This is a genomic window from Draconibacterium sp., from assembly GCF_041583095.1.
GTDB lineage: Bacteria > Bacteroidota > Bacteroidia > Bacteroidales > Prolixibacteraceae > Draconibacterium.
On the sequence record NZ_JBFHGM010000272.1, the window covers coordinates 1 to 6,839 of the forward strand.

Sequence of the window (6,839 nt, forward strand, 5' to 3'; positions counted from 1 at the left end):
AAAACGTAAAAGACGGCGAAGGCGACTATGGTTACAATGCCCGCACTGATGAGTATCAGAAACTATACGAAGCAGGTGTTATCGACCCTGCAAAAGTAACTCGTGTTGCGCTTGAAAACGCTGCTTCAATTGCCGGTATGTTCTTAACTACTGAAACAGTAATTGTTGAAGTTAAAGAAGATGCTCCAGCAATGCCAATGGGTGGTCCAGGTATGGGCGGCATGGGCGGCATGATGTAAAAATCAGCTCACAAAAATACAGAAAGCTCTTCCCGTTTGGGAGGGGCTTTTTTTATACCCGTTTTTTTGATTTTATTTCTCAAAAATGAACGCGCCTGGTTATGCGTTGTGTTTGCCGGCTTAAACTGAGCGTTGTATTTTGATACTTTGATAGAAAAAGCAGTTATTAAATTACAGGCGCTAAAGTTTCTTAAATACAATAGTTAGAATTTTAAACTTTGGAGATGTAAAAACTTACAATTGCCTGTTTTTGAGGTGTTTCAGGGAATGATGTCAGGAATACTGATTTCCGTCACACAGTGTTTTTTAACATCTTTTTGATTAAGGGTAATAGTCAGATATCCAGGGAGATATGCGTTTTGGTAAATCTTCGAAAAAGCTTGTTATTTATTTTTTTACTTCTCTACCTTTGCCAAACAATCATTATTTGATTGCAAAAGTGCATAAATGAATATGATTTTTAATGGGGCAGCCTTGTATTGGATGTCTTCTAATTTTTAACCTTATGAAAACAGATATAAATGAATTCATCGCAAATCTGGAGCACAGAACTCCCGGCGAAAATGAATTTCACCAAGCGGTAGAAGAAGTTATTGGTTCGGTTTGGGATTTTTACGAAAAGAACCCACGATACCAGCGCGCTAAAATTCTGGAACGCATGGTTGAACCCGAGCGGGTAATTATGTTTCGTGTACCTTGGGTCGACGACCGTGGCGAAGTGCAAATAAACCGTGGTTACCGTGTTGAGTTTAACTCGGCATTGGGACCCTATAAGGGAGGTTTGCGCTTTCATGCCAGTGTAACCCTGAGTATTTTGAAGTTTTTAGGATTTGAACAAACATTTAAAAATAGCCTTACAACTTTGCCAATGGGTGGAGGAAAAGGCGGATCAGACTTTAGCCCGAAAGGAAAAAGCGATGGCGAAATTATGCGGTTTTGCCAGAGTTTTATGACCGAACTGTATCGCCATATCGGGCCACATACCGATGTGCCTGCCGGTGATATTGGCGTTGGCGGACGTGAGATTGGATACTTGTTTGGACAATATAAACGAATTAAAAACGAATTTACAGGTGTATTAACCGGAAAAGGTTTGGCTTGGGGCGGAAGTTTAATTCGTCCGGAAGCGACAGGTTTTGGTGCAGTATATTTTGCACAACACATGTTGCACCGTATTGGAAAAGAGATTGAAGGCCAGACAATCTCAGTGTCGGGATTTGGAAACGTTGCCTGGGGAGCCATCTCTAAAATTAACGAGCTTGGAGGAAAGGTGGTTACCATTTCAGGGCCTGATGGCTACATTTACGATAAAAATGGAATTACCGGTGATAAAGTCGAGTATCTGCTAGAGTTGCGCGCCACCAATAATGACATTGTTTCGCCATATGCCGACGAATTCGATGCCGTGTTCGTTGCCGGTAAACGCCCGTGGGAAGTGCCGGTTGATTTGGCAATGCCTTGTGCCACCGAAAACGAAGTTGGTTTGGAAGATGCAAAAGAATTGGCTAAAAATGGGTGTAAACTGTTGGCCGAAGCATCAAATATGGGATGTACTGCCGATGCGGTCGACTTTTTAAGCGAGGCGATGGATTATGCTCCGGGTAAAGCAGTAAATGCCGGTGGTGTTGCTGTTTCCGGACTCGAAATGTCGCAAAACAGTATGCGAATTAACTGGCCACGCGAAGAAGTGGACGAGCGTTTAAAGGGAATTATGAAAGCGATTCACGAAACGTGCGTAAGTTATGGCACAAAAGGAAATAAAGTTGACTATGTAAAAGGAGCCAATGTCGGCGGCTTTGTTAAAGTAGCCGAAGCCATGCTGGCACAGGGAGTTGTGTAGTCCGGTTAAGAAATACTTAATATTGATATGATAAAAACATCCGTCCGGATTTCGGGCGGATGTTTTATTTTATACGCAGTTCAGCGATGTGGCAATCCCGGAAAGTGAAAATTTAATTTTTAGGTAAAGTTAAAAAGAGGGTAAGGAACAAACACTTTTTTACTTTTGTCGGCAATTAAGGTTAAAATATCTGGTTTCACAGAATATTAAAAGTATAAATAAAGGATAGATAGGAGAACTGGCAACAGTTAGCTTAAGGTAAACGTACCTAGATGTTAATAGATACACATTCGCATATATATTCAGAGGATTTTATTCACGATCGCGACGAAGCATTAAAGCGGGCCGATGAGAGTGGAATCAAAAAGATTATTCTGCCGAACATTGATTCCGGCTCGATAAAACATATGCTCGATCTGGCCGGGGCTTATCCAAATTTATGTTTCCCGCTTATTGGGTTGCATCCAACCTCGGTGGAAGAAGACTACGAAGAGGAGTTGGAAGCCATTGAATACTGGTTGCAACGACGCAAATTCTATGGTATTGGCGAGATAGGTATTGATTTGTATTGGGAAAGCAAATATGAACAGGAACAAAAAGAGGCTTTCCGTTATCAGATACGTTTGGCAAAAAAGTTAAACCTGCCCATTGTTGTGCATGTTCGAAAGTCATTCGATCAAACCTACGAAATTGTAAAAGAAGAGCAAGACGGAACTTTGCGTGGAATTTTTCATTGTTTTAGCGGAACGGTGGAGGAAGCGCAAAAAATAACAGAACTGGGATTTTTGCTCGGAATTGGTGGAGTTGTTACTTTTAAAAACAGCAACCTCGGTGAAGTAATCAAAGAAATCGACCCGCATCACCTGGTCCTTGAAACCGATTCACCTTATCTGGCGCCGGTTCCCAAAAGAGGTAAACGCAACGAGAGTTCCTATCTTATTCATGTAGCCCAGAAAGTTGCTGATGTATACCGCTTACCGCTAACTCGTCTTGCCGAAATTACCACAACCAATGCCCGTAATTTATTCGGAATTTGATAACTTGCAGTCCTAATTAAAAACTGCAATGACCGCAAGAGCTGCCAAAAAGACTTCTATATTAATAATATATACCGGAGGTACCATTGGTATGGTTCAGGATGCCAAAAATGGTGCCTTGAAACCGGTGAAGTTTGATAAAATCCAGGAGGTGGTTCCTGAGTTGAAGAAGTTTGATTTCATAATAAAGACCATCACTTTTAATCCGGCTCTCGATTCTTCTAACATGAATCCGATTTCATGGATTAAAATTGCCAAAACTATCGAGCGGCATTATAATGCATACGATGGTTTTGTTGTTCTTCACGGAACCGACACGATGGCTTATACTGCCTCGGCCTTAAGTTATATGTTCGAGAATCTGGATAAACCAATCATTTTTACCGGATCGCAACTGCCAATTGGTGTAATCCGCACCGATGGAAAGGAAAACCTGATAACTGCTGTTGAAATTGCAGCCGAAAAAGTTCAGGGAGAATGCCTGGTACCCGAAGTGTGTATTTATTTTGATTTTAAATTGTACCGAGGAAACCGAACTTTAAAACGCGATGCCGAATTGTTTAGTGCGTTTCGTTCGGTGAATTATCCGGCTTTGGCTGTGGCCGGCATCGATATAAAATATAGTATCGAGTTTATTCATTATCCTGAAAATAAAGGGATTTTAAAAGTAAATACCGATTTTGATGACAATGTAGTTATCCTGAAAATATTTCCGGGGATTAACCAGAACGTTTTTAATTCGGTGTTAAATACTCCCGGGTTGAAAGGCGTTGTACTTGAGACTTTTGGATCTGGGAATGTGCCTACATCGCGCTGGCTGATTAATGCTATTAAGCGGGCCATTAAACGAGGCATAGTGGTATTAAATGTTACCCAGTGCCAGGGAGGAAAGGTGGTAATGGGGCAGTATCAAACAAGTGTTGAGTTACTTAATGCAGGGGTAGTTTCGGCAAAAGATATGACCACTGAAGCCGCAGTTACAAAGCTGATGTTTTTGCTAGGGCAAGGCCTTAAACCTGACGAAATCAAAATGTACCTCAATAAAAGTCTGCGCGGGGAAATTAGTGAATAGCAAAGTTTTTTTTTCACAATTTTTTATTAATTTGCAGCCCTCATTTTTGGGAGGCCGCGCTAACGAATACTGGAGAGGTGCAGGAGTGGCTGAACTGGCACGCCTGGAAAGCGTGTGTACCCCGAAAGGGTACCGAGGGTTCGAATCCCTCTCTCTCCGCAAAAATGGGACGTTCATTAAAAATAAAAACAAGCTTTTGAATAGGGGCATGTTTTTTGTGGGACAATGGATTAATATTTTAAAAATCAATACAAAAACAAATTCAAAGAGATTATTAATTAAAAATTCAAATCAATTATGAAAAGACTATTCGCGTTAATAGCCGTATTTGGGATGCTGTTTTTTATGGCATCGAATGTAGCGCTTGCTCAGGAGGAAGAAGCAGCTGCCACAGAAACTGCTACTGAACAAGTAGAGCAAACATCTGCTGCAATAGCTGAAGAAGATGCTGCAGCCGCTGCAGAAGAAGGAAAATCACTTCACAGTCAGATGAAACAAAAATTTATTGAAGGTGACCCTGCTTTCATGAGCTTCGTATTGGTAGCCCTTATTTTAGGTCTTGCCTTTGCAATTGAAAGAGTTCTTTACCTTAACCTTGCAACAAGCAATACTAAAAAACTGTTGGCTAGTGTTGAAGAAGCATTAGAAAGTGGTGGTGTAGAGGCTGCAAAAGAAGTATGTCGTACTACTCGCGGACCAGTTGCCAGTATCTTCTACCAGGGACTTGATCGTTTCGATCACGGTATCGATGTAGTTGAAAAAACAGTTATTTCTTACGGTGGTGTTCAAGCCGGTCTTTTGGAAAAAGGATTAAGCTGGATTGCACTTTTCATCGCTTTGGCTCCTATGTTAGGTTTCATGGGTACAGTAATCGGTATGATTGGCGCTTTCGATGCTATCGAGGTAGCTGGTGACATTAGCCCATCTCTTGTGGCTGGTGGTATTAAAGTAGCTTTGATTACAACTGTATCAGGTCTTGTGGTTGCTATTATTCTTCAGATTTTCTACAACTACTGTGTAGCTAAAATCGATAGCATCATTAACAACATGGAAGATGCTTCTATCTCGTTGTTAGACTTGTTGGTAAAACATAACATGCAAAAATAAGGAGTAGAGAAATGGGTAAAACAGCAAAAATAGTAACTATCATACTATGGGCTCTTATCATTGTTTCTACCATTCTTCTTGTGTCGTTATTTGTAAACATAAGTGATGTAGATACAGACCCTACTATGGGGCGTTGGATTAATTCCAACTTGGTATGGAGCTACATACTTGTAGCTGTTGGTGCCGGTGTTGCAGTTCTTTCAGGACTGTTCCACATGTTCACCGACAAAAAAGCTGCAAAATCAGGGCTTATTTCTCTGGGATTCATGGCAGTGGTGGTTCTTGTAGCCTACTTATTGGCTTCTCCTGAAATTCCACAATTTATTGGTGTGGACAAATTTTTGGCAGACGGAACCTTAAATGAGAAAGTAGCAAAATTGACAGACACCGGGCTGTATGCAACTTATATCCTTTTAGGATTGGCAGTATTGTCGGTTGCATCATCAGCAGTAATGCGTTTGTTTAGATAAGTTTAATCGTGGTAATTAAAACAGGAAAAAGTTATGGCTAAGAAAATACCTGAAATACCGGCAGCATCGTTAGCAGATATTGCATTTATGTTGCTGATCTTCTTCCTGGTAACAACCACGATGGACGTTGACAGCGGTCTTCGAAGAAAACTTCCGCAATGGGTTGATCCTTCAGAATTAAAGGATCAGAATAACGAAATCAACGAAAGAAATATTTTCGTGGTGCTCGTTAACAAGAACAACGACCTGTTAGTAGAAGGTGACTACGAACAAATTGAGAACCTGCGTGAAAGGGCAAAAGAATTTATGGCGAACCCATATAATGCTGAAAATTTGCCTGAGAAAGAGCCTGTGGAGGTACCATACTTCGGACAAGTTATGGTATCAAAAGGGGTGATTTCGTTACGAAACGACCTGGATACTCAATACGGAACCTATCTCGCTGTTCAAAACGAACTGGTTGCTGCCATTAATGAATTAAGAGACGAGTTGGCTAAACAACAGTTTGGTAAAGCATACGAAGATCTGGATGATGACAAACAAGACGCCATTAGAAAGATTTATCCGCAGAAAATTTCTGAAGCTGAACCAAAAGGTAAAAATATTTAAGAATAGATTATGAGCAAATTTAGAAAAGACGACGGTAAGGAATTACCTCCTATTTCAACGGCTTCGTTGCCTGACATTGTGTTCATGCTTCTGTTCTTCTTTATGGTTAGTACAACAATGCGTGAGGTAACACTAAAGGTAAAAATGCGTATTCCGGAAGCTACTGAATTGAGCAAACTGGAAAAGAAATCTTTAGTAAGTTATATTTATATTGGTGAACCTCTTCCAGCGTTCCAAAAAACGTTTGGTAAGGCACCACGTATTCAGTTGAACGATCAATTCGCTGCAGTTGATGAAGTACAGGATTTCGTTATTGCTGAGCGCGAAGCCAGAGATGAGGCTGAACAACCATTTATGGTTACTTCGTTGAAAATTGATGAGAATACAAGAATGCAGATTGTAGGTGATGTTAAGCAGGAGCTGCGTAAATCGGCTGCACTGAACATTAACTACTCGTCAAGAAAG

General features: G+C 40.8%; 8 protein-coding genes and 1 tRNA gene. All 9 read left to right on the forward strand.

Translation table 11 applies throughout. The features are described from left to right. Window positions 1-239: TCP-1/cpn60 chaperonin family protein (locus tag ABZB17_RS18760; protein ID WP_372652461.1), on the forward strand; the 239-nt coding region annotated here is incomplete at its 5' end. 505 nt (window positions 240-744) lie between these two features. After that, window positions 745-2,079: an NADP-specific glutamate dehydrogenase gene (gene gdhA / locus ABZB17_RS18765; RefSeq protein ID WP_372652463.1), complete on the forward strand. Its 1,335-nt coding sequence runs from the start codon at window positions 745-747 to the stop codon at window positions 2,077-2,079. 272 nt (window positions 2,080-2,351) lie between these two features. Continuing rightward, window positions 2,352-3,116, forward strand: coding sequence for a TatD family hydrolase (locus ABZB17_RS18770; protein ID WP_045026255.1), 765 nt, complete (start codon window positions 2,352-2,354; stop codon window positions 3,114-3,116). Window positions 3,117-3,144: 28 nt separating this feature from the next. Further along, entirely contained in the window at window positions 3,145-4,188 is a 1,044-nt protein-coding gene (locus ABZB17_RS18775; protein ID WP_372652466.1) for an asparaginase, read from the forward strand. A gap of 71 nt (window positions 4,189-4,259) precedes the next feature. Continuing rightward, a tRNA-Ser gene (locus ABZB17_RS18780) sits at window positions 4,260-4,347 on the forward strand. A gap of 138 nt (window positions 4,348-4,485) precedes the next feature. After that, on the forward strand, window positions 4,486-5,295 hold the full coding sequence (locus ABZB17_RS18785) for a MotA/TolQ/ExbB proton channel family protein (RefSeq protein ID WP_045026257.1): 810 nt from the start codon (window positions 4,486-4,488) through the stop codon (window positions 5,293-5,295). 11 nt (window positions 5,296-5,306) lie between these two features. Further along, a complete protein-coding gene (locus tag ABZB17_RS18790; RefSeq protein ID WP_372652467.1) occupies window positions 5,307-5,765 on the forward strand; it encodes a hypothetical protein in 459 nt (152 codons plus the stop codon). Window positions 5,766-5,798: 33 nt separating this feature from the next. Continuing rightward, window positions 5,799-6,374: a biopolymer transporter ExbD gene (locus ABZB17_RS18795; RefSeq protein WP_320111429.1), complete on the forward strand. Its 576-nt coding sequence runs from the start codon at window positions 5,799-5,801 to the stop codon at window positions 6,372-6,374. A gap of 9 nt (window positions 6,375-6,383) precedes the next feature. Then, window positions 6,384-6,839, forward strand: a 456-nt coding sequence (locus tag ABZB17_RS18800; protein ID WP_372652469.1) for an ExbD/TolR family protein, incomplete at its 3' end; no start/stop codon positions are given.